The organism is Clostridium coskatii (genome assembly GCF_001675205.1).
GTDB lineage: Bacteria > Bacillota > Clostridia > Clostridiales > Clostridiaceae > Clostridium_B > Clostridium_B ljungdahlii.
In genome coordinates, this window is record NZ_LROR01000036.1 from 70,703 (window position 1) to 97,006 (window position 26,304).

General features: G+C 30.0%; 26 protein-coding genes. 20 read left to right on the forward strand and 6 right to left on the reverse strand.

Going from position 1 to position 26,304, the window contains the following annotated elements:
* Window positions 1-13: 13 nt before the first annotated feature.
* From CLCOS_RS06305 to CLCOS_RS06320, 5 genes are all read left to right on the forward strand, one after another.
* Window positions 14-2,227 (forward strand): ATP-dependent helicase, encoded by a 2,214-nt coding sequence (locus CLCOS_RS06305; RefSeq protein WP_063601314.1) that lies wholly within the window; start codon window positions 14-16, stop codon window positions 2,225-2,227.
* A gap of 419 nt (window positions 2,228-2,646) precedes the next feature.
* Window positions 2,647-2,997 carry an SdpI family protein gene (locus tag CLCOS_RS06310; protein WP_063601315.1) on the forward strand — a complete coding sequence of 117 codons (351 nt, stop codon included), beginning with the start codon at window positions 2,647-2,649 and terminating at the stop codon, window positions 2,995-2,997.
* 352 nt (window positions 2,998-3,349) lie between these two features.
* Window positions 3,350-3,514: a hypothetical protein gene (locus CLCOS_RS22340; protein ID WP_192847906.1), complete on the forward strand. Its 165-nt coding sequence runs from the start codon at window positions 3,350-3,352 to the stop codon at window positions 3,512-3,514.
* A 30-nt stretch (window positions 3,515-3,544) separates the two neighbouring features.
* Complete coding sequence (locus CLCOS_RS06315) at window positions 3,545-3,865, forward strand: DUF3784 domain-containing protein (protein WP_063601316.1); 321 nt, start codon at window positions 3,545-3,547, stop codon at window positions 3,863-3,865.
* A 51-nt stretch (window positions 3,866-3,916) separates the two neighbouring features.
* Window positions 3,917-4,363: a phosphatase PAP2 family protein gene (locus tag CLCOS_RS06320; protein WP_063601317.1), complete on the forward strand. Its 447-nt coding sequence runs from the start codon at window positions 3,917-3,919 to the stop codon at window positions 4,361-4,363.
* A 78-nt stretch (window positions 4,364-4,441) separates the two neighbouring features.
* Here CLCOS_RS06320 and CLCOS_RS06325 read toward each other — a convergent pair whose 3' ends face one another.
* Window positions 4,442-4,933, reverse strand: coding sequence for a hypothetical protein (locus CLCOS_RS06325; protein WP_063601318.1), 492 nt, complete (start codon window positions 4,931-4,933; stop codon window positions 4,442-4,444).
* 555 nt (window positions 4,934-5,488) lie between these two features.
* On the opposite strand from CLCOS_RS06325, the gene CLCOS_RS06330 reads away from it, so the two are divergent.
* The 4 genes from CLCOS_RS06330 (at window position 5,489) to rbr (ending at window position 8,859) form a co-directional block, all read left to right on the forward strand.
* Window positions 5,489-5,752, forward strand: coding sequence for a DUF1858 domain-containing protein (locus CLCOS_RS06330; protein WP_063601319.1), 264 nt, complete (start codon window positions 5,489-5,491; stop codon window positions 5,750-5,752).
* A gap of 321 nt (window positions 5,753-6,073) precedes the next feature.
* Complete coding sequence (locus CLCOS_RS06335) at window positions 6,074-6,280, forward strand: hypothetical protein (protein WP_063601320.1); 207 nt, start codon at window positions 6,074-6,076, stop codon at window positions 6,278-6,280.
* Window positions 6,281-6,724: 444 nt separating this feature from the next.
* Window positions 6,725-8,101: a cell wall-binding repeat-containing protein gene (locus tag CLCOS_RS06340; RefSeq protein WP_063601321.1), complete on the forward strand. Its 1,377-nt coding sequence runs from the start codon at window positions 6,725-6,727 to the stop codon at window positions 8,099-8,101.
* Between the two features lie 224 nt (window positions 8,102-8,325).
* Window positions 8,326-8,859: a rubrerythrin gene (gene rbr, locus CLCOS_RS06345; protein WP_063601322.1), complete on the forward strand. Its 534-nt coding sequence runs from the start codon at window positions 8,326-8,328 to the stop codon at window positions 8,857-8,859.
* A gap of 69 nt (window positions 8,860-8,928) precedes the next feature.
* Here the strand turns inward: rbr and rodA are convergent, their stop codons facing one another.
* On the reverse strand, window positions 8,929-10,038 hold the full coding sequence (gene rodA, locus CLCOS_RS06350) for a rod shape-determining protein RodA (RefSeq protein WP_063601323.1): 1,110 nt from the start codon (window positions 10,036-10,038) through the stop codon (window positions 8,929-8,931).
* Between the two features lie 140 nt (window positions 10,039-10,178).
* Between rodA and CLCOS_RS06355 the strand changes: the two genes are divergently transcribed.
* Window positions 10,179-10,910, forward strand: coding sequence for an HAD-IA family hydrolase (locus CLCOS_RS06355; protein WP_063601324.1), 732 nt, complete (start codon window positions 10,179-10,181; stop codon window positions 10,908-10,910).
* A 285-nt stretch (window positions 10,911-11,195) separates the two neighbouring features.
* Here the strand turns inward: CLCOS_RS06355 and CLCOS_RS06360 are convergent, their stop codons facing one another.
* Entirely contained in the window at window positions 11,196-11,888 is a 693-nt protein-coding gene (locus CLCOS_RS06360) for a YetF domain-containing protein (RefSeq protein WP_063601325.1), read from the reverse strand.
* A 437-nt stretch (window positions 11,889-12,325) separates the two neighbouring features.
* On the opposite strand from CLCOS_RS06360, the gene CLCOS_RS06365 reads away from it, so the two are divergent.
* A complete protein-coding gene (locus CLCOS_RS06365) occupies window positions 12,326-12,712 on the forward strand; it encodes a DUF6483 family protein (protein WP_063601326.1) in 387 nt (128 codons plus the stop codon).
* 75 nt (window positions 12,713-12,787) lie between these two features.
* Here CLCOS_RS06365 and CLCOS_RS06370 read toward each other — a convergent pair whose 3' ends face one another.
* Together CLCOS_RS06370 and CLCOS_RS06375 are read right to left on the reverse strand one after the other, a co-directional pair.
* Window positions 12,788-13,762, reverse strand: a complete 975-nt coding sequence (locus CLCOS_RS06370) for an aldo/keto reductase (RefSeq protein WP_063601327.1) — start codon at window positions 13,760-13,762, stop codon at window positions 12,788-12,790.
* Between the two features lie 479 nt (window positions 13,763-14,241).
* Window positions 14,242-15,207 carry a G1 family glutamic endopeptidase gene (locus CLCOS_RS06375; protein WP_063601328.1) on the reverse strand — a complete coding sequence of 322 codons (966 nt, stop codon included), beginning with the start codon at window positions 15,205-15,207 and terminating at the stop codon, window positions 14,242-14,244.
* A 384-nt stretch (window positions 15,208-15,591) separates the two neighbouring features.
* On the opposite strand from CLCOS_RS06375, the gene CLCOS_RS06380 reads away from it, so the two are divergent.
* Window positions 15,592-16,056, forward strand: a complete 465-nt coding sequence (locus CLCOS_RS06380) for a hypothetical protein (RefSeq protein WP_013238369.1) — start codon at window positions 15,592-15,594, stop codon at window positions 16,054-16,056.
* 153 nt (window positions 16,057-16,209) lie between these two features.
* On the opposite strand, the gene CLCOS_RS06385 is transcribed toward CLCOS_RS06380, so the two are convergent.
* On the reverse strand, window positions 16,210-17,295 hold the full coding sequence (locus tag CLCOS_RS06385) for an ABC transporter substrate-binding protein (RefSeq protein ID WP_082853553.1): 1,086 nt from the start codon (window positions 17,293-17,295) through the stop codon (window positions 16,210-16,212).
* A 641-nt stretch (window positions 17,296-17,936) separates the two neighbouring features.
* On the opposite strand from CLCOS_RS06385, the gene CLCOS_RS06390 reads away from it, so the two are divergent.
* The 8 genes from CLCOS_RS06390 to CLCOS_RS06425 all read left to right on the forward strand — a co-directional run bounded on the left by CLCOS_RS06390 (window position 17,937) and on the right by CLCOS_RS06425 (window position 26,295).
* Window positions 17,937-19,169 (forward strand): molybdopterin molybdotransferase MoeA, encoded by a 1,233-nt coding sequence (locus CLCOS_RS06390; protein WP_063601330.1) that lies wholly within the window; start codon window positions 17,937-17,939, stop codon window positions 19,167-19,169.
* The gene (locus CLCOS_RS06395; protein ID WP_082853554.1) at window positions 19,166-20,257 is read left to right on the forward strand and encodes an iron ABC transporter substrate-binding protein; all 1,092 of its coding nucleotides are present in this window, start codon (window positions 19,166-19,168) and stop codon (window positions 20,255-20,257) included. The genes CLCOS_RS06390 and CLCOS_RS06395 overlap by 4 nt, the downstream gene beginning before the upstream one ends.
* Before the next feature lie 51 nt (window positions 20,258-20,308).
* Window positions 20,309-21,370, forward strand: a complete 1,062-nt coding sequence (locus tag CLCOS_RS06400; RefSeq protein WP_013238373.1) for a FecCD family ABC transporter permease — start codon at window positions 20,309-20,311, stop codon at window positions 21,368-21,370.
* A complete protein-coding gene (locus tag CLCOS_RS06405) occupies window positions 21,367-21,900 on the forward strand; it encodes a nucleoside-triphosphatase (RefSeq protein WP_063601360.1) in 534 nt (177 codons plus the stop codon). The genes CLCOS_RS06400 and CLCOS_RS06405 overlap by 4 nt, the downstream gene beginning before the upstream one ends.
* A gap of 21 nt (window positions 21,901-21,921) precedes the next feature.
* Window positions 21,922-22,962, forward strand: a complete 1,041-nt coding sequence (locus CLCOS_RS06410; protein ID WP_063601331.1) for an ABC transporter substrate-binding protein — start codon at window positions 21,922-21,924, stop codon at window positions 22,960-22,962.
* A gap of 51 nt (window positions 22,963-23,013) precedes the next feature.
* Window positions 23,014-23,796, forward strand: coding sequence for an ABC transporter ATP-binding protein (locus tag CLCOS_RS06415; RefSeq protein ID WP_063601332.1), 783 nt, complete (start codon window positions 23,014-23,016; stop codon window positions 23,794-23,796).
* Between the two features lie 380 nt (window positions 23,797-24,176).
* Entirely contained in the window at window positions 24,177-25,193 is a 1,017-nt protein-coding gene (locus tag CLCOS_RS06420; RefSeq protein ID WP_063601333.1) for an ABC transporter substrate-binding protein, read from the forward strand.
* The gene (locus CLCOS_RS06425) at window positions 25,183-26,295 is read left to right on the forward strand and encodes an ABC transporter substrate-binding protein (RefSeq protein WP_063601334.1); all 1,113 of its coding nucleotides are present in this window, start codon (window positions 25,183-25,185) and stop codon (window positions 26,293-26,295) included. Before CLCOS_RS06420 ends, CLCOS_RS06425 begins: the two co-directional genes overlap by 11 nt.
* Window positions 26,296-26,304 lie beyond the last annotated feature (9 nt).

Consider the following 26,304-nt stretch of genomic DNA (forward strand, 5'->3'; position numbering starts at 1 on the left):
AGGTGGTTAAATTATGAATCTGGAAGTGTTAAAAACAGAGTTTAAGTATTTGAGAGATAAAGTAATTGAAAAACAATATAAGCATCTTGATCCTATGCAGAGAAAAGCAGTTTTAAATGGTGAAAATAACTGTATCGTTATTGCTTGTCCTGGAGCAGGAAAGACTCAGACTATTATTAATAGAGTGGACTACCTATGTAGATTCGGACCTATATATAATACAGAGTATATTCCTAATTGTCTAAAGACTGATGATTTACAGATAATGAAGAAATATTTAAATGATGATTCCTTTAAAGATGTGATCGCAGTAAATAAAATTGAGCGTTTGTTAAATGGCAATAAAATAAATCCACAGAACATAATTGTCATAACTTTTACTAGGGCAGCTGCCCTCAATATGAAAAACAGATACATATCCATAGGCAATAAAGAGAAATCACCTTTTTTTGGAACGTTTCATTCTCTATTTTATAATATATTGAAAAAACATAATAAAGAAATAAATATTATAGATCCTTATAAGGCACATGAGATAGTTAAAAATGCACTTATGTATTATTTGGACTTTATAGGAGAAGAGAAAATAAAGGAAGTTTTAAATGACATATCTCTTTTGAAAAACAGTGAAACTAACATAGATTTATTTAAAAGTAAAATTGACAAAAGTGTATTTTTAAAATGTTTTAATGAATATGAAAATTATAAAACTAGAAATAAGCTTATGGATTTTGATGATTTACAATTAAAAGTTAAAGATATGTTTCTAAATCAGAAATCTATTCTAGACAGTTATCAGAATTTGTTCAAGTATATTTTAGTTGATGAGTTTCAGGATTCAGATAATCTCCAAATAGAACTTTTACAACTAATAGGAAGTAAGGGCTTTATATTTGCAGTAGGAGATGAAGATCAGTGCATATATTCTTTTAGGGGATCTAAGCCAGAGTGCATGGTGAATTTTGATAATTATTTTAAAGATGGAAAGAAAATTTATTTAAAAATAAATTACAGAAGTGTTAAAAATATAGTTGAGTTGTCCAAAAAGATTATATGTAATAATAAAAATAGGAATGTAAAACTTATTGAAAATAACAGAAAAAATGAGGGAAATATATACTTCAAAGTATTTGAAAGGGAAAAGGAACAGGCATTTTTTGTATCAAATTCAATCAAAGAAATTATAAACAAAGGAAAATATCAATATAGTCATATAGCTGTATTTTATAGAACTAACCTGGAATCAAGAAGTATAATAGATGCTTTTTTAAAATACAATATAAAATTTAAACTTTTGGACGGTCAGTATAACTTCTACGAACATTTTATATGTAAGGATTTAATAGCATATCTTAGATTGGCTGTAAATATGTGCGATAAGAATAGTTTTATGAGAGTAATAAATAAGCCTTTTAGATATATTGGAAAAGTAAATATAAAAAAAGTTATAGATAATAGAATAAAGGAAAATTGCTTTGATATTTTAAGGCGAGTAGGTGATTTACCTATTTTTCAGCTTAAAAATATAACTGTGATTGAAAGAAATATTAAAAAATTAAATAGAATGAAAAAACAGGATAGAATAGATTATATATTGGACAAATTAGATTACATGGATTATTTAAAAAATTACTGTATGAAATTAAATAGGGATATGGATGAACTTCAAGATATTATAGGAGAGTTTAAGGAAGCTTGTGGAGAATTTGATAGTATAGAATCATTTTTAGATAATATTGAAAAGGTGGGACAGACTTTAGAGAAAGATGAGAAGGAAGGTAATGCAGTTACTTTGAGCACTATTCATGGCGTGAAAGGTATGGAATTTGAGAATGTGTTCATAATAAACTGCAGCGAAGGATTAATTCCCCATGCAAATAGCATACAAAATAACCTGGAAGAAGAAAGGCGACTTTTTTATGTAGGGGTTACAAGAGCCATAGATAATTTGACTTTATGTTATTCAAGTACTATTAGGAAAAAGGCAGTAGATGTATCAAGGTTTATAGAAGAATGTGGCTTGTTAAATTCGGGAGAGCTTATGAAAAATTGCGGTTTAGAAGTAGGAGACTATGTAGCTCACAAAGTATTTGGAAGTGGAAAAATAATAGATGAGGGAGATAATTGCTTAAAAGTATTATTTTCAGATAATAGAGAAATAGGATTTGATTTATCTGTTCTTTATAATGGACAGTTGATGAAGGATGTTGCTAGAAAATGTTTGTAATGAAAGGTAAATGTATCCTAATTCATAAGTGATTTTCTATTAATTTGATATATAACCAGTAATAAATACTAGATTAAATAATTTAAATATTATATATTTGTTATGTAAGAAATATACATTAGATATATGCTGTTTTAATAACAGCAGCCCATTTAATCATTTGAGGTCAGTATAAAAATACTGACCTCATTTGACTTTTAAAATAAAAAATAGAAGTCAAGAGATTATATACAGATTGAACTTTATTTATTATTATATACTACATAATAATAGCCGTGCACAGTCAAAATAACTATATATATTATGATGCAACAGGTGAGTTGCTTCATTAAATTACTTTTGATCAATTGGTTTGAAAAATATGATATAATTAACCAAATAAAGTAAGGATATTTATAATAATAAAGGTGTGTTTTATTATGTTATTTACTAGTTATTTAATTGGATTAGTTGTATTGGCTGTTGGAGTTGGACTTAAAATTTGCCCACCAGAGAATATAGGTAATGTTTATGGATATAGAACGCCATTTGCTATGCTGAATAAAGATGTATGGGATGAAGCAAATTATTTTTGTAGTAATATGTTAATATATATTGGTATTATATGCTTAATAATATCAGCACTGTGTGATATAATTTACAAAAACAATATTGATATTGCAAGCAAGATTTCAACAATAATATCTGTAACAATAATTGTATGCTCCGTTCCTAGCACAGAAATTCATTTAAGAAAAACATTTGATAAATATGGAAATAAAAGAATGTAATTTTAGTTATGATTATATTTAAGATAGTTAAAAAAGCCAATAATTCATTAGAGCAACCGCAGAATTCAAAATAATTGAATTCTGCGGTGTTTCTAAAAGCACTCTTATATTTCAAAAGGATAAGTTAATAAATCAATTATCTTTTTAAATATCCACAAAATCTCCAGAATAGGGAATACTTGAAAATAAGTGTACAGACGCATACCAGTAGATTTTAAATTGATTACTTAATAGTGATTTATATGCTTAATATAATCACAGACCTACCCAGTTATCCTTAATTTTAAGATGTTATTAGTTGTGGTATAATTAGTCAACAAACAATAGTTACGCTCTAGAGGAGGATGTGATTTTGAATATAAAATCATGGAAATTATGGTTATTTTCAAGTATTTGTTTTTTATTTGTAGGAATAATGAATTTGATTGATAAAAAATATTCCATAGGAATTATCTTTGGACTTTTAGGAGTGTCTTATATTTTTTTAAGCATGAGTCATTATAAAAAAGATAAATAATAGTAAATTTTGGTGAAGGAGTGAAAGATTATGGGTGGCACGATTATACTATTATCTATACTTATGCTGTTTATTATTTTGGGAGTGGTTTTTTCTTTAGGTAAAGGTGCTTTTTTAATATCAGGTTACAATATGTTCAGTAAAGAAGAGAAAGCAGAATATGATGAAAAGGCATTATGTAAATTTATGGGCAAATCAATGTTTGCAATTGCTTTTAGCGTTTTCTTATGGGGACTTAGTAGTTTAATTAAACAACATATTTTATTTGTTATTGGATTAATCTTATTTTTGGGAACAGTTATATTTATCCTAGTTTACTCAAATACGAAAAATAGATTTAAGAAATACTGACACACAAATAGTAAAATATATGTTTTAAATATTGGGTTGGAGGTCCATTTTATGGTTAAAGTAAAAAAGTTAACCATACTAAATTTTTTAGGATTTGCAATCACATCCATATTAGTGATGTGCAATTATACAAAAAAATTTGATAATGCATCCTCAAATTTTATAAAAATATATAAAAATCATTTATTGAAAAAATCAGCAAATATACTAGCGGTTATTGCATCTCCTAAAAAAATTTTACTTATTTCACTTATATTAATAAGTTTCATATCTATTATATTATTAATTTTTAATAAATGGAATAAAATAAATAATATTTCAGATAATTTAAAATTGCTGCTATTTACAATCTTAATTGGCTTAAGTCGTGTATATTTGGGAAAACATTTCATGACTGATATAATTGGAGGATATTTTTTAAGTGGATTTATTCTGTGCTTTCTTATATGGATTATTTGTAGCATTTCAAAATATTCAATAAATGAACAAAAAATATAATGTTCTATGATATTTTGATCTTATCATAGAACGCCGTGTTTTATATGCTTTTTTATAGAATCACATCAAACTGATTATTTACACAAGAGTATCTAAAGTATTATTTGAAGATTGTGATAAAGAATTAATAGTATTATAAACATTGCCTGGGTTTGAGGAAAAGATACTTGAACAAGCATCCTGATAAGTTCCATTTTCTATTGCATTGTATTGGTATAGAACATCCTCATCCATATTGTCTGTTGTAGTATTGTTACTTTGAAGAAGAGATACAATATTTGATTCAGAAGGAGATAAACCATCACTAGGGGGAGTAATATTTGTAGGTATAGATAAATCACCTGATGAACTATAAGTTAATGGTGTACCATAAGTTGGTTCGACTTGTTTATAAATATCTTGAAGTTCATTGCTAGTAGTATTTCCAAAATAGTTGGATGCAGTATAATTTCCTTGTACAGTTGAGTCAATGTTATTTACTAATGGAACAGAAGAACTTGTTGAGGTAAAATCTAGGGTATTATATAGGGAATTCATATAATAAGTATTCATAACACTATTTACATCCATTAGAATTCATCTCCATAAACAAAGTTCTTGGCATCAGATGGAGTTTTGACTCCACCTGATGCTTATTAACAGGCTTCTTAGTGTCTTTAGCACTTAGAAGGCGTTATCCTTTAGGGGAAATCGTTATCCAGGGACGTAACTGATCTTTACTCCCACTTGGAGAAGTGGAAGTATTAGAGCAAGTAGTCATCGGATAAAATTATTTAAACAATTATCGTGTTAATATATAAAATCTTTAGTATAAATTATAAAAAATTTAAAAAGTCATATGTACTTATCTAGTAGAGTTATTTATTATAAATTCGATTACATTTAACTAAAGTGAAAAAATGTTAAATTAAAATATTGTAATCATATTTTAAATTACTATAATTAAAAGTAGGGGTGAATTGAAAAATGAACTTTTTGCTTGTATTTTAAGAATTTAATTTTAAATATCCCGTTTTTTAATTCAAAAGTATTTTTGATGTAAAGATGAAAAAATAAGCGTTAAGAATAATACTCATAAAAGGATTAAATGGACAAGACCCAATGTTTAATAAGGAGATGTGTATTATGGAAGTTAATCGAAAAACATTAATAAAGGATATTGTTAATATGGGTCCTAGGGCAATAGAAATATTAAAGAATTTTGGTATGGGCTGCATTGAATGTCCATCATCTCAAAATGAGAGTATAGAAGATGCTGCAGCAGTTCATGGAGTCGATGTAGAGACTTTAATTCAAAGTTTGAACAAAATTCCATTAAGAGAGAAAATAAAATGGAAAATAGAAAAGAAGATTGAGGATGTTATGAAGGCACGATACAATATTAAATAAGGTAATTTTGAAGATTAGTTATTTTAGATTTTTGATATCTTCTATAAGCTAAAACTAACACTTTAGACCAATATCATAAACTTAAGGAAACGTGATTAACATTTTTGTTTATCACGTTTCCTTAAGTTTATGTATGGATTAAAATAAGAGAAAGGATGTATGATACGATTACATCCATTGATTTATACTATAGTAATTTTTTATAGGTTAGTAAAATATATACTTTTTATGTAAAGATTGTTGAATTTTTCACGATAATAATATTATTATGCTTTTGATTGTGGGGAGGATTTTGATAGCTTTGATAGTAAAGGCTCTGATATGAGTAGTTATTATTGTATGATTCTTGATATGATGAAAAGACAAGGAATTGATACATCTTCTTTTTCTTTAGGAAGTTCTTCTTTTGTTGATGCAGTAAAAGAATTTGAGAAGAAAGTGGATATAGAAAAACCTGGTGTATTTCCATCGAATTTTTCAGATTTTTGTAATGCATATAAACAGAAACTTATACAGTGCGGATTATAATTTAATATTAAATAACATAGGGAGGTTCTTTATATTGTTAAATATAAATAATTTAAATAATAATTATGATTATATCAATAAAGCGATTACTGACAAAGATACTAATTATATGAATGAAGTACAAGCAATAAAAGTGATGGATTATCTATAGATTATGATGAAGATGAAAGACTTGAAAAAATAATAGAAAGCTTAAAATAATTTAGAATACTAATAGTGATTGTTAGAGAAATAAAGTCACTGCTAAAAAATTTATATGAATAGCGACTTTTTTCTGCTTTTGCTGAATAAATTGGAATGGTAAGAATTGATGAAATTGAGATAGATAGGATTGCCGAACTAACCCAGCTAATGTCTAGCACATAAGATTAAGTTATTTTATGGTACAATTGTAATATACTTTTACATTTATTATATAAAAGTATTAATAATGGAGGGAGTAAAATGTTTAAAAACAAATTAATATTTGTATTGTGTGCTATAGGTATATCTTTTTTTATGTCATCTAAAGTAATGGCTGCAGATTATGCTCCATATGTTCAGCGTATCTGTGGAGATGATAGATATGCTACTGCTATCGAAGTTTCTAAAAATGGTTGGGCTAATGGTTCAGAATATGCTGTATTAGCTAACGGGCAAAACTTTCCAGATGCTCTCAGTGCAGCTCCCCTTGCTAAAAAATATAATGCACCTATTCTACTAAATCCAGACTCAGATTTAGATAGTAGAGTTGAAAATGAGTTACAAAGATTAGGGGTAAAACAAGTATTTATTATTGGAGGTCCATCAGTAATATCTGATACCATTAAAAATAAACTTGAAAGACTTAATATTAAAACTACACGACTTTGGGGGCAAAATAGATATGAAACGTCTATTAAAATTGCAGAACAATTAAATTTTAATGGACAAGTTGTAGTAGTAAATGGTGAAAATTTTGCTGATGCTTTATCTATAGCACCTATTGCGGCTGAAAAATCTATGCCAGTTATACTTACGCTGCCAAATACTTTGCCTGAGTCTGTAGCTAATTATATAAAGAATAACAAAATAACAAAAACATATGTTATAGGAGAAAAGGATGTAGTAAGCGACAGTATTGCAAATAGTTTTCCTAACAGCGAGAGAATATGGAATAGCAATAAATTTTATAATGGCAGTAGCAGATATGATACTAATATTGCAGTATTAAATAAGTTTAGAAATGATCTAAACCTTAGTAATATTTACTTAGCAAGTGGTGAAAATTTTCCTGATGCTTTGGCAGGTTCAGCTTTGGCTGCTAAAAATTCTTCTGCTATTGCATTGGTAAATGGTTCTTTGGAAGCACTTACTATTTATAATGGTGATATTTTAGATATTGAGAATTACGATAATATTGTACCTATTCTTGACTTTTTATGCTTAAGTAAGTCTTTTAGTGTATTAGGTGGTACTGGTTCTATAAATGATACTATTATAGGCAGCCTTGAAATTAGTCGATTTGAAAAGGATAATAACACTACTGGTTACGCAGATAATGTAACTAGTGTTGTTGTAGATGGAGATTGGTTATATTACTATAAAGAATATAGCATGAGAGTTGGAGATGAGTGGGACACAAAGGAATCATTTTTATGCAAAATTAAAAAGGACTTAACCGGGTATACTGTCTTAGTAGATACAACAAAATATAATAATCAAGGATCTCTTCCTACTGGCATTTATATAACTAAAATAGAAAATGGTTGGATATATTATGGCAATACACATGCATCATTTAAGGTAAGAATTGATGGTACTGAAAACACTTGTTTAGGTAGTAGACCTGATTATAGTTAATAATTTTTATATGTTTTTTAACTAATAAATGGTATAATAATGGTAAAGTATTTTTATTGGAGAAAATATTGTCATGTAATTGTATTCCTAAAACTAGAATAAATTGGTACATTATGCTAAATAAAGTAAAACTTTTAGTTAATGGTAAAGCATAATAATTGGACTTGCTTATATGGAGAGTCCCTAAAGAATAAATTTAATCAATTAAATTGGAGGGGTATAAAATGGAATTAAAGGGAAGCAAAACAGAAAAAAATTTGTTGTCTGCATTTGCAGGTGAATCTCAAGCAAGAAACAAGTATACATATTTTTCTTCAGCTGCTAAAAAAGAGGGATATGAACAGATTGGTGAAATATTTCAACTTACAGCTGATAATGAAAAAGAGCATGCAAAAATTTGGTTTAAACTTTTAAATGGTATAGGTAATACTTCAGAAAATCTGAAATCTGCAGCTGGTGGAGAGAATTATGAATGGACTGAAATGTATAAAAAATTTGCAGAAGAAGCTAAGCAAGAGGGCTTTGATGATATCTCTAGATTATTTAGTATGGTAGCAGAAATTGAGAAACATCATGAAGAAAGATATAATGAATTTTTAAAGAATATAGAAGAAAACAAGGTTTTTAGTAAAAATGCAAAAAAGGTTTGGATATGTCGTAACTGTGGATATGTTTACATTGGCGAAAATGCACCTGAAAAATGTCCTGTATGCTCACATCCTAAATCGTATTTTGAAGTAGAAAGCAAAAATTGGTAGTAGTATAGTATTAAAAAACATCGTATTATTCAACTGAATTTTACGGTGTTTTTATATTTGTAAAACGATTTAAATATTAAAATATTTTCTCATACTTATATTTAAAACTAGGGCTAATGAGATAAAATTAGCTAAACTAGAACTTCCTCCATAACTTACAAAGGGAAGAGTTATTCCTGCAATAGGCATAATTCCAATAGTCATACTGATATTTTGAAATACAGAGAAAATGAGGGAAGCTGCTATACCTATACATATAAATCTTCCTAGAGAATCTTTTGATTCTTTTGCTGACTTTATGATTCTATATATTAATATGCCGTATGCTGCTAAAAGTATTGTAGATCCAATGAGTCCCCATTCCTCTCCAATGACAGAGAATATAAAATCTGTATGTACTTCGGGAATGTATCCACCAGATACTTGAGCACCTTTTAAAAATCCTGCTCCATGTAATCCTCCAGAACCTACTGCTATTAGGGATTGTGTAAGCTGGAAACTAACATCCTGTTGGTATGCTCCAGGGTTGATAAAAGAGGTTATTCTCTGCTTTTGATATTCTTTTAGAATTCCGCTAAACCAAATAATAAGGCATAAGGGTATTGAAGAAGCAATTCCTATTATTATAGACTTTAAATTTAGACCAGCAATGAAAAAGATACAAAAAACTATAAATAAGTATATTAGTGCCATACCTAAGTTAGGTTGTATTATTATTAAGAAAATTGGTATAAAAGCGTAAAAACACAGTATTAAAAAATTTTTTAAGTTATTTATATTGCAATCCATTTCTTCTAATTTTTTTGCAATAATTAATATTAATCCTATTTTTACAAATTCAGCCGGTTCTAGCGCTCTATTTCCGATCCTTATCCATGAAGAAGCACCTTTTATTGCTTTACTGGTTACATCATTAAATAATAGGACACCCACACCACTCCAGTATATTAAATTAGCATATTGAGCTATAGTTCTATAATCAATAAGTAAGATTAGAAAAATTATTATTGTACTTAATATAACCCATAATAACTGTAGTTTGGCATAATAATAATTAGACTGATTATGTGTGGCACTATAAATGTTCATTATGCCAAAACAAGATATTGCGATTGCAACTAACAGCGTAGGTACATCTAAATTTTTATATGTTTTCTTATTTATTAAAAGCTTGTACATTTTATCACCTACAAAATATTACATAAATTTTCAATAAAAACAATCTTATTCTAACATATAATTATTAAAATAAGATGTAATAATGATTACATTTTAATGAAGGAAAAGTTTTGAATATTTAATAAAATAGGGAGATTATTATGAGTACAAATATTGAGGCAATTTTATTTGATTCTGGCCGTGTGCTAAATTATCCTCGATCTGGCAATTGGTTTATCACACCTAATTTTTTCAAATATGTTGATAAAAACGTATTTAACAGCATTTCAAAGGATAGAAAGAAACTCTTGTTTAAAAAAGCGCATGATTATATAAATTCTTGCAAGTTAATTAAAACGCAAGAAGAAGAATATAGGCATTTTGTTGAATATTATAATATATTTTTTAAGGGATTTCCTGAATTAAATTTAAGCACGAATAATGTGGAAGGTGTTGCTAAAGATTTAGTGTACAACCCCAAAAAGTATGTGTTTTTTGATGAAGTAGCAGGTGTAATTAGTATGCTGAGTAAAAAATATAAATTAGGAGTAGTATCTGATGCATGGCCATCTTTAAATAGTGTATTTGAAGCAGTAAAATTGCGAAAGTACTTTTCTACATTTATTATTTCGTCAATGCTAGGAGTTACTAAACCTGATAGTATTATGTATCAAACTGCGTTGGATGAATTGGGTGTGCTGTCTCAAAATGCAATATTTGTTGATGATAATTTAAAAAACTGTATTGGTGCAAATAAACTTGGTATTCATTCAGTTTTGTTATGTAGGAATAAGCATAAGTATATTTTAAATAAATTATTAAGTATAGGAAAAAAATACGATGTCGTAAATAACCTTCAGCAACTAGACACACTAAAAGATATGAGAAATTAAAAAAATGGTTATTTATAGGCTGTAAAGGGTAAATTTTATGCATGAATTTTTAATAAATCAATTTGGTAAGAATTTAGGTAATAAGATTTATAGTATGCAACAGAAAAAAATACAAACAATAATTGGTTTAGCTATAGAAAAAAGTAACAATCAGTTAAAAACTCTTGAAAAGACAACTATTTTAATAAATTGATTTTAAAAATATGATATAATTACTATTGGATAATTTAGAATTGCAAAATTTTATGAATTAACGGAGATTAATATGGTGGATGTAACTAGGGTTTAATTTTTATCTATAAATAAAGTCCCATCACTTTGAATTTCAGCATAGAAAACATCCTCTATAGAGGCAATATTTTGTTGTTTAAGTTGTTTCTTTAACCAGTTTTTATTTAAATTCAGTTCTTCTAAGTTATGGTTTATTATTTTACCATCAACAATTATCTCAGAAGGAATATATTTACTAGTAGAATAAGGAATTTTCATATCTGATTTTGTTACTTGTTGTTGTGATTGTTTTTTCATTACGCTTAAGTTTCCATCTGGCTCTAATATTGCGTATTCAACTTCTGTAATAGAGAATATATTTTGTTTTCTAAGCAGCATTGATAAATCATCCATATTAAGACGACTTGAGGATAGAGATTGTTTCATGATTTTTCCTCTTTTTATTAGAATAGTTGGCTGGCCGTCAATGATACTTCTTATATTTCCTGACTTTAGGTTTATATATCCAGTTAAGGCAGTTAGTATACACCACCAAGTTAGACCAATAAGATCGTTTATGAATGGTTTATTACCTATACTAATGATATTTGCGGCAATAGAACCTATTGTGATACCAGTAATATAGTTAAAAAACGTTAAATGACTCATTTGTTTATTTCCTAGTATTCTTGCTAGGGTTAATAGCACTATGAACGTTACTGTTGTTTTAAGTAGTAGTTGAAATACATCTATAATTCCAAGAGCCATCGGCGGTACCTCCTTAACACTAACTCTATATAAACAGAGTTCTTGGTTTCAGGTGGAGTTTTTTTCTCCATCTGAAACTTAGAAATCGTTATCCAGGGGTGTAGCAGCCGTTATCCCCCACTTTATAAGAAAAGCAGATGTCTCAAATTTTTGATTTGGTGACAGTCGCTTTCGCTGTGTGCGATGGGGGTATTACGGCTGGTAGCCATCGGATAAAAGTAGAGAGTTTATATAATTAATGAAAAATATAATATCAATTTTATATTTTCCCAATATATCTGGCTTATTCATATTATAGAAAGGAAAATAGTGTATAAAAGGATAAGTTATATATTAAAAATAGATATTGATTACATTTCTAAGAAATAAGACGATAATTAATTATGGTGATAGTTTTTTTGATACTAATCGAATTATAAAATGTGAAGGAGTTTAATATGAATGATGATTATATATTGAGAATAATAGAATCTATAGGGGAGTTTGCTGGAAAGGTATTGTTCAATAAACAGAGTAAGGAATTTAAAAATATAGACGTACAATCAATGACTATACAAGATGTGTTACCAATATTACTAAAAAAACTTATTTTTCAAGGTAAATATAATGAAGCAGAAAATTTGCTATTTGAAGAACTGAAAAAGAATCCTTCAGATGATTTAATTAAAATAGGAAAAGATTTTTATAATATGTTACTTTTAAAAAGTGATGAAGATCTTACCAAAGCAAATTTTTCGAGAGAGGAAATATTTCAAGGATTAAATGATATGAAAAAGTTTACTTGTGAGCTTATCCAGGTGACTAACAATTCGCATCTTGAATAAGCTCTTTTTTGATATACTATAGATACGTTAAATAAATGTGTTAAACATTGATTTACAATTTACATTTAGAAGTACTTATAGACTATGATGATATGAAAACCTGCTGCCGCGCAGTTCTTTCCAGACTTCATCACATTGCGAAAGGATTTCATTAGAGAGCGGCCCCTTTTCTAAATATGCTAAATTTTGTTTCAAGTGCTCCAGGCGGCTTACTCCAATAATTACACTGTTCACATAGTTGTAAGAAATACACCAGCGTAATGCAAGTTCGAGAAGTTTCATGCCATGGCTTTGTGCAATCTGTGTTAGCTTTTCCATTGCTTGAAAACTGTCATCATTCCAATATCTTTTATAATATCCACCTAAATTGGAAAAACGCGAATTTTCAACAGGATGATCTTTGCTGTGCTTTCCGGAAAGTAATCCACCTGCTATTGGATTATATATAACCAGGCCTACCTTGTTTTGCTTAATACAAGGTACTAGCTCGGACTCTATACCCCTTGTAATTGAGTTATAAACGTTTTCTGTTACACTTGGCGTTATCAAGTTACGCTTGTCGCAAGTCCATAAGGCATCCATTAGTTGCCATGCAGCAAAGTTGCTGATTCCAATATAACGAACCTTCCCTGATTTAACAAGAGAAGTCATTGCTTCCATTGTTTCTTCAAATGGTGTTAGAGGATCAGGTGCATGCATATAATACATATCTAGGTAGTCTGTATTTAATCGTTTTAAGCTATTTTCCACAGACGAAATAATATGTTTTCTGCTGAGACCTTTGTCATTTGGCCCTGAACCCGATGGTCCTCCGACCTTACTTGCTAGAATTACATTTTCCCTGCAGCCTTTAATACCTTTACCTGTAATTATTTCACTTTGCCCACCGTTATAAATATCTGCAGTGTCTATAAAGTTGATTCCATTATCCAATGCATACTTAATAACTTTAATGCTATCCTGCTCGTTTAACTGTCCACTAAATGTCATTGTTCCAAGACAAACTCTTGATACATTTAAACCTGTCCCTGCTAAATTTGTATATTCCATATACAAAACCTCCTAGTATATGTTTAATTTCATATTTTAATCTTCTTCATGAGGAAGATATTAGCAATATAATGATTAGAAATCTAACAATTAGGTTTCTGACATTAATAGTATACTTTGCTAAATTTAATGTCAACTCAAATTATTATTTAACGTCTTATTAAAATGATAGCCATCGGATAAAAATAGTTTCCATGGGTTTCATATTTATCCAATGACAAGCACTAGACGGAATGATTTATATGGTATACATTTATATTATAGAAGTATATATTAAAGTACCATATTATTTTTTAATGGCGATAAACCCATTTAATTATTTGAAGTTAGTATTCCCCAATATTGACTTCTTTTTTTATCAAAAAACAAAAGGTCAATTTTCACTATATAGTGAATTAATTGGCCTTTTATTTCTTATCAAGTGGTAGTCGCTTTCATTGTGTGGTGGGAGTGTTATGGATGGTAGACAGCTAATAAAATTATTGTCTATATTGTCTTGGATGAAGGCGGCTGCTATTATGTCTCAAAATAGACCTTGGGAAATTATCCAATCTTTGTCTAGAAGTTGAGCTTGTATTTGTTATTGTTGTAAATGATTCCCCATCTGTTCCAATTGTAGAAGGATAAATTACAACATTTTCATTACTTGATTCCATTGCAACAGGATTAACCTTGTTGCTTGAAGCATTCAATAAAGTACCGTTAACCATAGCTGACTGGTATTTTATCGTACCCATATCTGCCAAAGGATATAGTTGCTTGCTATCGTTAGAAGGATCCTCACTGATCCATTCTGCTGATGTTCCAATTCCTTGTTCATAGGAAGAATCTAACGTTGTGGATATAGTTTTAGTTTGAGTCTGGCCGTTAGGTTCAGTTACAGTAAATGTTAAATTCCATGTTGAATTGGATAATTTAGATATACTAACATTAATAGTTGAATTAATTGGAACACTAATTATGTTCTGAGCAACATCAGGCAGCTTTTCCCAAAAAACTTCTGCCACAGCTTGTCCGTTTTCTACTTCTTCTAAGGTTCCCATTTGAAGAAGATCTGAAGAACTTGCTCCACCTAAACCAATCCATTGTGCAGCTACTGCATTTTGCTTGTTTGTTGAAATATTAGGGATTGTCCAACTACCAGAAATACTAGTATAGCTGCTACTTTTAGAAGTAGGTGTATCTATGTATCCTGCCCAATTACTAGACTTTTCAGTATTAGCAGGAAGATTTATTGTAGATACACTATTTTTCAGCTGCTGAATTGGTAGTTGCTGCTGAGTTGGCAGAGAATGGACTAAATCCCGTCTGGGAAAATAATTAGATAGAACATATTTATTATTGGTGGCATTTTGAGGGCCATTTCCAATTATAGTGGAGCCGGTTCCGAATCCAACTAATAGTGTTAATAATATAAATGGAATTTTTTTGAATATGGTTTTCATTTTTCTTTCCTCCTTCCATAACATCTTAAAGATACATTTATGTTTTTTGTATTATAGAAATTTATTCTATAATATACTAATTTCTCATTTGTATGTGATGGGTATGTGATGAAATAATTACAATAGTATTAATAAAATATAAATTTACTGTAAACTAAAAAATATAACTAGCATACTGACTGGTTATTTCTTTGAAAATGCCTTATATAGAACTAATTAGGACAAACAAATCGTATAAGTTGGCATTTTTCCTAATATCCTTAAAATATAAAAGCTAATTAGTGATTAACTTTAAAAGTGATGTCAATAATATAGACAAGTATAAACTTTTATAAAAGTTCACGAAATAAGAAGTAGAGAGTCTGAATTGGAGGTAGTGATGGTATGGGATACAATATTATAGATATAATTAATAAGTCAATAAATATTGCAGTTAGAAGAAAAGCTGAATATGAGGACATAGGAAAAAGGTGCAATAAACAATCTATAAAAATAATGTCAGTTGTTTTAGTGAAACAATTAGATAAAAGTATTCAATATTACGAGAAGCTAAAAAAAGTAATAAGTGGTATGGAATTTGAAGAAATTGATTTTGTAATATATGATAAAATGTCTTTTTTAATAGATGAGTTTAACAGGAAAGTATATAAACCTGAGATCAATAATGTTAGAGACTATTTGAAATCTTTTCTTGACTTAGAGAAAGATGTGTATTCTTTACTTGTTGATGTACAAGGTAGATTTGTGAAAAATACAAGTGATGTAAGTACAAAAACATATACAATATTGTCCCATATTATTAATAATGAGGCTAGCCATATTTCAACTCTTGAAAAAATGCTAAAATAAAATTTATATTAAAATATATTTCCTTATCTTATGGATCCCTATCTTATGGATCCCTACGGTAATACTCACTTCCACTAAGCAGGTAGTTATCGGATAAACATAATGCATCAGGTGTTGTTTAGAAAACTTCACCTAATGCATTTTAAAATATATTTATTTAATAGGAGGATCATCATTGATGATTCTATTTGCATCTTCCTCCGAAAGATCATAATTTAAAAACGTTTTATAAAAATTTCTAGTTTCTTTAAGTATATCTATGTTAGAAAATTTATCCGGGTGTATGATTTTTGCTGCCCATTGTATTTGTAATGCTTCTTCTGCACTGTACCTATCCCAGTAAAAAGCTCCATCTGGATTAAAGTATACTTTTGAATTCTTAACAGCACTTACTTTTTGCCAGGAAGGATCATTTAATAAATTGTTTATATTTTTTTTGCCATTGCTTACTTTCATTAATGTATTGCTGCTTAATATTACAATATCCGGATTCCATTTTAATATTTGTTCCATGGATACTTGTTTATTATTTCCGTTTACTTCTGAAGCTGCATTTACTCCACCAGCTGCTTCTATCCAGGAATTAATTATTGTATTGTTTCCATCTACGGTTATTGGTGAAAGTGAAGTTACATGGAGAACTTTAGGCCTTTGTTCCTTAGGTATTTTAGACGTTATACTAGTTATAGTGTTGAGTTTGCCATCTAAATAGGATATATATTCATCTGCCTTTTTCTTTGAGTCTTGTCCTAAAATATCACCTGTAAGTTTAACACATTTTTTTAAACTATTAAAATCAGTAAAATTTAATTCCACAGTTGGAATTCCTGAATCTGATATTTTATTTACGCTTTTATCATTTAATGGTGTAAATACAATGTCAGGTTTTGCTTTTATAAGTTCTTCTGTATTCACACCGTCTGAAGTAAATGCTGTCACTGCATTTTTCATTTGAGGATTTACTTTGTAGAGCCAGGGCCTTCCTTTTTCTGTGAGAATAGTGGCAACAATTTTATTTCCCTGGCCTAAAATACACAGAACTTCATTATGAGCTTGCCAGGAATCTCCTATCTTCTTAATATTTAAAGGCACGTCCACTTTTCGTCCAGCAGTATCGGTAATCGTTTTCGTCTGCGTGCTTTTTTCACTTGTTTTTTTTGATGTATCACCATTATTACATCCGGTTATTAAAAAAATAATTGCAAAAACAGTGATGAGTATAAATTTTAGCTTTTTCATGATTTAACACATCCTTTTAGGTTTATTTAACTATAGCTAAATGCTATAAAAATCCATTATAATATGTATTAAATTACAGAGTATAGTCAATTTTGGAGCAAAGTATGGATTTAACGGTATAATAATTTACTACATTCATTATAATATAATAATTTCTATTACACAATTGATTTTAAATCTAAACAGTATAAAAAGTGATATAATATGCTTAAAACAAAATATAAAATATACTTTATATTATATTTTGTTATGCTTTATTGAAAACATAATAAGAATAGAATATAATATAAATATCTTAAAATTGTAATAAATGTTATTACGTAATTGGTAAAATAGAAATTCACCACAGGGAGTGCAGCATTAAGTTAAGACAGAGCCGAGTGCTTGGGCTATAGAATGCCTGGATGCTTTTGCTTTATCCGATGACTACCTGCTCTAATACCCCCACTTCTTCAAGTCGGAGTAAAGAGCAGCTACGTCCCTGGATAACGATTTTCCCTAAAGGATAACGCCTTCTAAGTGCTGAAGCACTAAGAATCCTGTTAATAAGTATCAGGTGGAGTTAAAACTCCATCTGATGCCAAGAACTCTGTTTATCAAATACTTACATAAATTGTGATAGTAATGGAGGATGGTAAGTAATGAAAAGAGAGAATGAGGAACATATATCGCTACCTGGAAATGAGGCTCTAAAGAGAATAATGGAAAAGTGTGATTTAAAACCACGAATAGAAACAGTATCTCTAATTGATGGGTTAGGAAGAGTGTGCGCTTACGACACTGCATCTATGAATACGCTTCCTAATAGTCTTACTAGTAGACTAGACGGTATAGCTGTATATTACCATGATTTTGAGAATGGAATACCTGATACTTCTGGTTGGGAAAGAGGAATACAATATGACTTTGTAAATACTGGAATAGGTATTAAAAAGGATTATGATACCGTTATCAAAATAGAAGAGGTTGAAATAGACGAATCAGATAACATAAAAATATTAAAGGCACCTTCAACAAAAGGAGAGCTCACTCAACCTGCAGGACAAAAAATGAGAAAAGGTGATGTGCTCGTAAAATCTCATACATTACTTACACCATCTCATCTTGAAATACTTGCTATGGGGGGAATTGATAAGATTGATGTGCTGCAAAAACCTGTAGTAGCTATTATACCTACAGGTAATGAATTGGTTCCTGTAGGAAAACCATTACCTTTGGGCAAAAATGTTGAGTCTAATAGTATAATGATGAGAACAAAAGTTGTTCTTTGGGGAGGACAGCCGCTAGTTTATGATATCGTTCCCGATGATCCTAAAAAAATTATAAATACACTTCTTGATGCTCTAAAGAAGGCAGATATTGTAATAATCAATGGAGGGTCATCAAAAGGTACTGATGACTATAATATAAAAATGTTAGGAGAAGTAGGAGAAGTACTAGCTCATGAAGTAGAACATGGACCAGGTAAACATACGTCATTTACCGTGGCTTATGGAAAGCCTGTAATTGGAATCGTAGGCCCACCAATTGGAGCTGAATATACGGTAGATTGGTATATTATGCCTCTTATCAATAAATATCTTTTTCAACCAACCATAAAGCCGCAAAGGTTACAAGTAGTTCTTACAAAGCCAATTGTATCAAAGCGCCCATTCGATTTTTATGTACGTATTATTGTAAAATATGAGGATGGTCAGTATAAAGGTACGCCAGTAATTGGTCGTGACAGGCCTGTTATTGAAGGCTTGATTTATGCAAATGCTCATTTATGCATACCAGGAAGTGTTGATGGATATGAAGCAGGAGCTAAGGTTGAAGTTGAACTGCGCTGTCCTATCGAGCTTATAACAAGAAATGGAGGGGAAACAGAGTGAAATGTAAAGCGCTTAGTAAAAAAAGTATAACAGCTATTATTGCTATGGTATTTGTTGCTTCTACATTTATTGGATGTGATGGTAAAAGCAGTAGTGAATCCACTAAAACAAATACAATTAAAATAGTTGACATGACTCATAGAAATGTTAAGGTACCTGCCGATATTAAGAGTGTTTTATCAATCAGTCCTCCAGCTACAATGCTAACATATATGCTTGCGCCAGACAAACTTATGGGATGGAATTTGAAAATGACAGGTAAGTACATACCTGATAAATACAAGAAATTACCTGTTGTGGGAGGATGGTATGGTACAACCAAAGGTAATTATGAAAAATATATGTCGCTGAAACCTGATTTGATAATTGATGAAGGACATAATGCTGTCCAAGCTGATGCAGTAAAAAAGGACACAGAAGAAGACCAGAAGAACCTGGGAAATATCCCGGTTGTAGGTGTAACAGATACTGTTACTCTGGCAAACTTTCCGAATTATATAAGATTTGTGGGTAAGATGCTCAATGAGAGCCAGCAGGCCGAAAAACTAGTGGCCTTCTATAATAAAGTAATAAATCAAGCTAAAAGCGTAGCAGCTACTATTCCAGATAATCAAAAAGTAAAGGTATATTATGCAGAAGGCTCAAATGGTCTTCAGACTGCCCCGGCTAAATCTATACACACACAGCCTATAGATATTTGTGGTGGAATCAATGTAGCACAGGTAGCATTAGATAAAATGGGTATGGTTGATGTATCTCCAGAACAGGTACTAAACTGGAACCCAGATGTGATTATAGCTACTGATGCTAATTTTTATAAAGGAATTTATTCCAATCCTGTATGGAAAGGGATTAAAGCTGTTAAAAATCATAAGGTATATCTTGTGCCAAGCGATCCTTTTAATTGGTACGACAGGTCTCCTAGTGTAAACATAATCCTTGGGGTGCCATGGACTGCTAAAATACTGTATCCAGATAAATTTCAGAATATGGATTTAAATAGCCTTATCAAGGAATTTTATACTGATTTTTATCATTATAATCTTACAGACAGTGATGTTAATAAATTATTAAACACCAAACAATAAAAGACAACTTTTGTAAGATGATTAATTAGAGTTTAAAAGGAGGACAAGTATATGCTAGAAGAAATGAAACTGGCTAATTCGTCTGAAAAATCTATGTCAAAATCAAAAACAACTTATATTATGATACTTATTGCCTTGTTACCAATACTTTCTTTTTTCATTTCCTTAGCTTTAGGTAGATATCCTATATCAGTATCACAATTTTTTAATGTTATATTATCAAATGTTTCAGGGATGGATAATTCAAAATATGCAACTATTAGCACAGTTTTATTTAATGTCAGGATTCCTAGAATTTTGTCTGCATTACTAGTTGGGGCAGGTTTAGCTATAGCTGGTTCTGCATATCAGGGCTTATTTAAAAATCCAATGGTATCTCCAGATATACTTGGAGCTTCTTCTGGTGCGGGATTTGGTGCAGCATTTGGAATACTTTTATCATTTAACAGCTTTGGTGTGCAGATTTCAGCATTTCTATTTGGACTTGCAGCAGTTAGTATAACCTATTTAATAAGTTTAATCATAGGAAGAGGTAATAATGCTACATTAGTACTTGTGCTTACAGGTATGGTTGTTTCGGCTTTATTCTCTTCTTTTATTTCTATAACAAAATATGTGGCTGATCCCTATGACAAACTCCCGGCTATAACCTTCTATTTGATGGGAGGATTATCTTCTGTCACTATGAAAGATATCAAAATATTATCGTTACCATTTATAATAGGAATTGTACCGCTAATTTTATTGAGGTGGAAACTTAATGTGCTTTCCTTTGGTGATGAAGAGTCAAAGTCTTTAGGCGTAGATACTTCAAAACTAAGAATAGTTATAATACTTTGTTCAACTCTGATTACTGCTGGAGCCGTATCAATCAGTGGTATTATTGGCTGGATAGGGCTTGTAATACCTCATATAGCAAGAATGTTTGTGGGACCTAATTTTAAAGTTTTATTGCCTGCTTCCTTATTGATTGGAGGTACATTCCTTTTGTTAGTTGATGACATAGCTAGATGTGCTTTTTCTGTGGAGATTCCATTAGGAATTCTCACGTCATTAATTGGAGCACCATTTTTTATTTATCTTTTGATTAAAGGAAGAAGAGGATGGATATGAAAAAAACTTTTTTAACTGGTGAGCAAGGAATAGGTAAATCTACATTATTAGAAAAAGTTATTAAAAATATAGATTTCTCTATAGGCGGATTTGTTCAAGAAAAAGAACTTATAGAAGGAATGAAAATTTTTAAAGTTATTTCACTTTATAACTCGGATGATAATTATATTATTGGAAGATATGATATAAAAAAAGAAAAAATGTATATAGATATGGATATATTCAATGTTATATCTAAGGATGTACTTTTAAAAAGCTTATATAACAGAGATTTAATAGTACTTGATGAATTGGGATTTATGGAGGAAAATGCACCATTATTCAAAGATACGATTTTTAAAATACTTAATAGTGATAAGCCTGTTATAGGAGTATTAAAAGAATGTAATGGAGATTTTGTACAGAAAATAGCAAAGAGAGCAGATGTACAAGTAATTAGAATTGATGAAAATAATAGAAATTTTATGGAAGGTAAAATTCTTCGGATTTTACAACAAAATGATGTAAGGTTGAAGAAAAATATAAGTTAAAAAATCATGGGGGGAACAAAAATGAAAAAAATATCTAAAATTTTAATTCTATTATTAATAGTGTGCATCTTTGGAGCTTGTGGGAAAAACACGACTTCTACAAGTACAACTACTGCAGATAGCAATAAAAAAATTACTGTTACTGATGGATTAGGAAGAAAAGTAGAACTATCCAAGCCGGCTGAAAAAGTGCTAACTAATTATGCTGTAGCAACACAGATATTGTGTGCATTAGGGGAACAAAATAATATTTTAGGTATAGATGGAAAGGTTATGAAAAATCCATTAGGTTCTTCACCAAAAGCAGGTGCAAGTAAATCATCTGCTACTAAAGATGCTAATGAGTTAAATGTGGAACAAGTAGCAGCTGCTAAACCAGATCTTGTTATTATACAAAAAAAGAACAAACAGGTTGTACCAAATCTTGAAAAAGCTAATATTAAGGTTTTTGTTGTAAATGCAGAGGGTCTTGATGAATTAAAATCTACTGTGAAAAATTTAGGAATAGTTACTGGTAAAGAAAAAAAAGCAAATGAATTTATAGATTATTATACACAAAAGTTAGATTTTGTTAATAATAAACTTAAAGGCGTAGATCAAAAAAATAAGCCTAAAGTATATATGGCAGGAGGAAGTATGTATTTAACCCCAGGAAAGAATATGTTTCAAAACTCATTTATTGAATTAGGCGGCGGAATAAATGTGGCAGGCTCTTTAAGTAAAAGTGCTAAATGGAGTGAAATATCTGCAGAGCAGATAATTAGCTGGAATCCTGATATAATAATTCTTACACAATATTCTGGAGTAAAACCTCAAGATGTACTTAATAATGATGGTTTAAAAGATATAAATGCTGTGAAAAATAAAAAAGTTTATATGATACCTTCAAAAATGAGTTCATGGGATATGCCTTGTCCACAGACGATTTTAGGAATAATGTGGTTAAGTACAAAAACAAATCCTGAAGTATTTAAAGATACAAATATAACAAAAGAAGTAGATGATTTTTATCAAAAATTTTATGGGACTACTTATACAAAGCTTGGTGGTACTTTAGACTAAAATAGAAACGTTCTAAATGTCATAATTTGATAAAAGGAGGAGAGGACGGATATGAAGTTAGAAATAAAAAATGTTAGTTGTGGTTATAGTACAAAAGTTGTTGTAAAAGATATATCCATGAGTGTGAGTTCGGGAGAAATATTATGTCTATTGGGACCAAATGGTGTAGGTAAAACCACTTTTTTTAAGACTATATTGGGCTTTTTAAAGCTTAAAGGTGGGGAAATACTCTTAGATGGAGAAAATATACATAACTGGTCTAGAAAACAGTTAGCTAAAAATATTGGGTATGTACCGCAGGCTCATACCCCTCCTTTTCCCTATAAGGTTTTCGATGTAGTATTGATGGGCAGAACTGCCCATCTTTCAATGTTTTCTTCTCCTACAAAAGAGGACAAAGATATTGCTGAGGAGGCTATAGATATCTTAAATATATCCTATTTAAAAGACAAGATATATACGGAAATAAGCGGTGGGGAAAGACAAATGGTTTTAATTGCTAGGGCGCTTGCACAATGTCCTAAAATGCTCATAATGGATGAACCAACTTCTAATTTGGACTTCGGAAATCAAATTAGAGTATTGGATCAAATAAAAAAGCTTTCTAAAAGAGGACTAGCAGTTGTTATGACTTCACATTATCCTAACCATGCATTTATATGCTCTACGAAAGTGGCGTTTATGCAAAGAAACAATGTATTTACAGTAGGTAATGTAGATGAAGTTGTTACAGAGGATATGCTTAAAGAAGCATATGGTATTGATGTAAAGATTATTAGCATACCCAATTCAAATGGAGAACAGATGAAAGCCTGTGTACCTGTGATCAATTAAGATGTATGATAGAATAATTAAATAAAAGTTAACAAGATATAAGTAAATATAAAATAACTAAAACAATATATTTTATATTTTTTTAATATGTTATGTTATGTTTTGTTGCAAATTTAACAAAAATATAATATAATATAAACATGTTATATATGTAATAGTATTTATTACACAACTGGCGATAATAGAATTGACCAGAAATAATGTGATATTAATTTAAACCAAACAAAAGCGCCTGGACCATATAACGTCTAGGTGCTTTTGTTATATGAAAATACTTATATAAATTATGATAAAAATAGATTGAGACATAACTACAAGAATGTTTAAGTTCCCAGAATATTGAAGATTAAATTTTTGCATGCAGAAAGGAAGAAGTACACATGTTGGAAGAAGATGTATCCATAAGAAAAACTAATTTTTTAGCTCATATTGTATGTCCTATGCAGCAAATTTTCAGAAGAAACTTTCAAATAGAACTTAACCAATATAAAAAGTTAACAGGTAAAACATTTAAGTGTCATATATCTGTTGGATGTGGTGGAAGTGATAAGTATGATGATGTCTGGAAGGTAAAAAATATAGAAGATTTTCCCGACATTGTGGCTTCTGTTACATTTGGAAGTTTTTTTAGAAAGGATTTCATAGAGAAATTTGTTGACAAGGGATATTTTAAATCAGTAATGGGAAAAAAAGTGAATAAAGATTTTGTAAGAGCAGGACTAGAAGATCCTGATGGTAATTATTCAGTTTACTCTGTATTTCCACTTGTAATGCTTGTAGATAAGAACAAATTGGGTAATCTTCCAATGCCGAAAAAATGGAGTGATCTTTTAAAGCCTATATATAAAAATAATATAATTGTTTCAGGATCACAAAAAGGTATAGGAGAGCTCCTTCCTATGTACATATATAAAGATTATGGTGAAAAAGGACTTCAAATGCTGGCAGCTAATATAAAGGATGGGTGGCATGCTTCAAAAATGTCTAAAGCAGCAGGAACTTTAAATAATGAAGGGGCTGCAATATATGTGCTTTCATGGTTTTTTGCTAAAGTGTGTCCAAGAAAGGAGTGCGTTTCTGTAGTTTGGCCTGAAGATGGGGCCATTGCAGAACCTATATATATGCTTGTAAAAAAGTCAAAAATTAATGAACTGGAGGAAATAATAAATTTTATTACAGGGAGTGAATATGGGCAAAAATGCGCTTCATATTATTTTCCTTCGGCAAATGCTGCAATAGATAATAATTTACCCCAGAATGCGTCTTTTAAGTGGTTAGGGTGGGAATATATTAAGCGCAGTGACATTTATGAGGTAAAAGAATATGTAAGAGATAAAATTATGCAGTACTACAAATTAAAAAATAGGGTTAGGGGGGGATTTAAAAATGAAACGTAGGATAAGTAAAAGATCTATAGTAGTTGTTATGGCTATAGTGTTTGTTCTAACTATGTTTTCTGGATGTGGAAATAAAAAAAGTTCTGCAGTCAGTGGAACAGAAAAAGTAAGTATTACAGATATGGCAGAAAGAAATGTTAAAATTCCAGCTAATATAAACAAGGTACTGTCAGTATCTCCTGCCACTACAACAGCAGTGTACATGCTTGCTCCTGAAAAGTTGGTAGGCTGGAATATGAAATTTTCATCAGATAATGCAAAGTACATACTCAAAAAGTATCAAAAGCTTCCTATGGTAGGTTCTTGGTCTGGAAAAAATGATATCAATTATGAGACATATATATCCATGAAGCCTGATATAGTTATGGACAACTCTGAAAATAATTCTATAACTAAGGTGAGGCAGCAAAAACTTGGAAGCATACCTGTGGTAGTTGTGCATGATTTGGATACCCAAAATTTTGTCCCCTACATTACATTTATGGGAAAGGTTTTAGGAGCAAAGCAAAAGGCAGACAAATTGATATCTTTTTATAACAATGTAAAGAAAGAAGTAGAGAGTAAAGTTTCAAATATACCAGATGAACAGAAAGTAAAGGTTTATTATGCTGAAGGACCTAAAGGTTTACAAACTGATTATGATTCAGGACCATCAGCTTTTAAAGCCAATTATACTAGTTTAAAGAACAATCAACACACTCAACTTATATATCTTTGTGGAGGACTAAATGCTGCAAGGGGCACTGGAATTAATAACACCTCAGAAGTTTCAATAGAAAAGGTACTCCAGTGGAATCCAGACGTTATTATAACAAATAATCCTCAATTTTATAAAAGTGTTTACTCTGACAGTTCCTGGCAAAATATAAAGGCTGTAAAGGAACATAGAATATATTTAACACCTACAAAACCTTTTAATTGGGTTGATAGACCACCAGGAATTAATACAATAATTGGAATACCATGGACAGCTAAAATGTTATACCCTGATAAATTCAAGGATATGGATTTAAATAAACTTACCAAAGAATTTTATTCAGAATTTTATCATGTGGACCTTACTGATAGTGATATTAATGTTTTGCTTAATAATCAACAATAAATTTATGGA

Coding starts and splice junctions, on each gene's coding strand:
- CLCOS_RS06305 (WP_063601314.1), top strand. CDS start 14: ATGAATCTGGAAGTGTTAAAAACAGAGTTTAAGTATTTGAGAGATAAA.
- CLCOS_RS06310 (WP_063601315.1), top strand. CDS start 2,647: ATGTTATTTACTAGTTATTTAATTGGATTAGTTGTATTGGCTGTTGGA.
- CLCOS_RS06315 (WP_063601316.1), top strand. CDS start 3,545: ATGGGTGGCACGATTATACTATTATCTATACTTATGCTGTTTATTATT.
- CLCOS_RS06320 (WP_063601317.1), top strand. CDS start 3,917: ATGGTTAAAGTAAAAAAGTTAACCATACTAAATTTTTTAGGATTTGCA.
- CLCOS_RS06325 (WP_063601318.1), bottom strand. CDS start 4,933: ATGGATGTAAATAGTGTTATGAATACTTATTATATGAATTCCCTATAT.
- CLCOS_RS06330 (WP_063601319.1), top strand. CDS start 5,489: ATGGAAGTTAATCGAAAAACATTAATAAAGGATATTGTTAATATGGGT.
- CLCOS_RS06335 (WP_063601320.1), top strand. CDS start 6,074: ATGAGTAGTTATTATTGTATGATTCTTGATATGATGAAAAGACAAGGA.
- CLCOS_RS06340 (WP_063601321.1), top strand. CDS start 6,725: ATGTTTAAAAACAAATTAATATTTGTATTGTGTGCTATAGGTATATCT.
- rbr (WP_063601322.1), top strand. CDS start 8,326: ATGGAATTAAAGGGAAGCAAAACAGAAAAAAATTTGTTGTCTGCATTT.
- rodA (WP_063601323.1), bottom strand. CDS start 10,038: ATGTACAAGCTTTTAATAAATAAGAAAACATATAAAAATTTAGATGTA.
- CLCOS_RS06355 (WP_063601324.1), top strand. CDS start 10,179: ATGAGTACAAATATTGAGGCAATTTTATTTGATTCTGGCCGTGTGCTA.
- CLCOS_RS06360 (WP_063601325.1), bottom strand. CDS start 11,888: ATGGCTCTTGGAATTATAGATGTATTTCAACTACTACTTAAAACAACA.
- CLCOS_RS06365 (WP_063601326.1), top strand. CDS start 12,326: ATGAATGATGATTATATATTGAGAATAATAGAATCTATAGGGGAGTTT.
- CLCOS_RS06370 (WP_063601327.1), bottom strand. CDS start 13,762: ATGGAATATACAAATTTAGCAGGGACAGGTTTAAATGTATCAAGAGTT.
- CLCOS_RS06375 (WP_063601328.1), bottom strand. CDS start 15,207: ATGAAAACCATATTCAAAAAAATTCCATTTATATTATTAACACTATTA.
- CLCOS_RS06380 (WP_013238369.1), top strand. CDS start 15,592: ATGGGATACAATATTATAGATATAATTAATAAGTCAATAAATATTGCA.
- CLCOS_RS06385 (WP_082853553.1), bottom strand. CDS start 17,295: ATGAAAAAGCTAAAATTTATACTCATCACTGTTTTTGCAATTATTTTT.
- CLCOS_RS06390 (WP_063601330.1), top strand. CDS start 17,937: ATGAAAAGAGAGAATGAGGAACATATATCGCTACCTGGAAATGAGGCT.
- CLCOS_RS06400 (WP_013238373.1), top strand. CDS start 20,309: ATGCTAGAAGAAATGAAACTGGCTAATTCGTCTGAAAAATCTATGTCA.
- CLCOS_RS06405 (WP_063601360.1), top strand. CDS start 21,367: ATGAAAAAAACTTTTTTAACTGGTGAGCAAGGAATAGGTAAATCTACA.
- CLCOS_RS06410 (WP_063601331.1), top strand. CDS start 21,922: ATGAAAAAAATATCTAAAATTTTAATTCTATTATTAATAGTGTGCATC.
- CLCOS_RS06415 (WP_063601332.1), top strand. CDS start 23,014: ATGAAGTTAGAAATAAAAAATGTTAGTTGTGGTTATAGTACAAAAGTT.
- CLCOS_RS06420 (WP_063601333.1), top strand. CDS start 24,177: ATGTTGGAAGAAGATGTATCCATAAGAAAAACTAATTTTTTAGCTCAT.
- CLCOS_RS06425 (WP_063601334.1), top strand. CDS start 25,183: ATGAAACGTAGGATAAGTAAAAGATCTATAGTAGTTGTTATGGCTATA.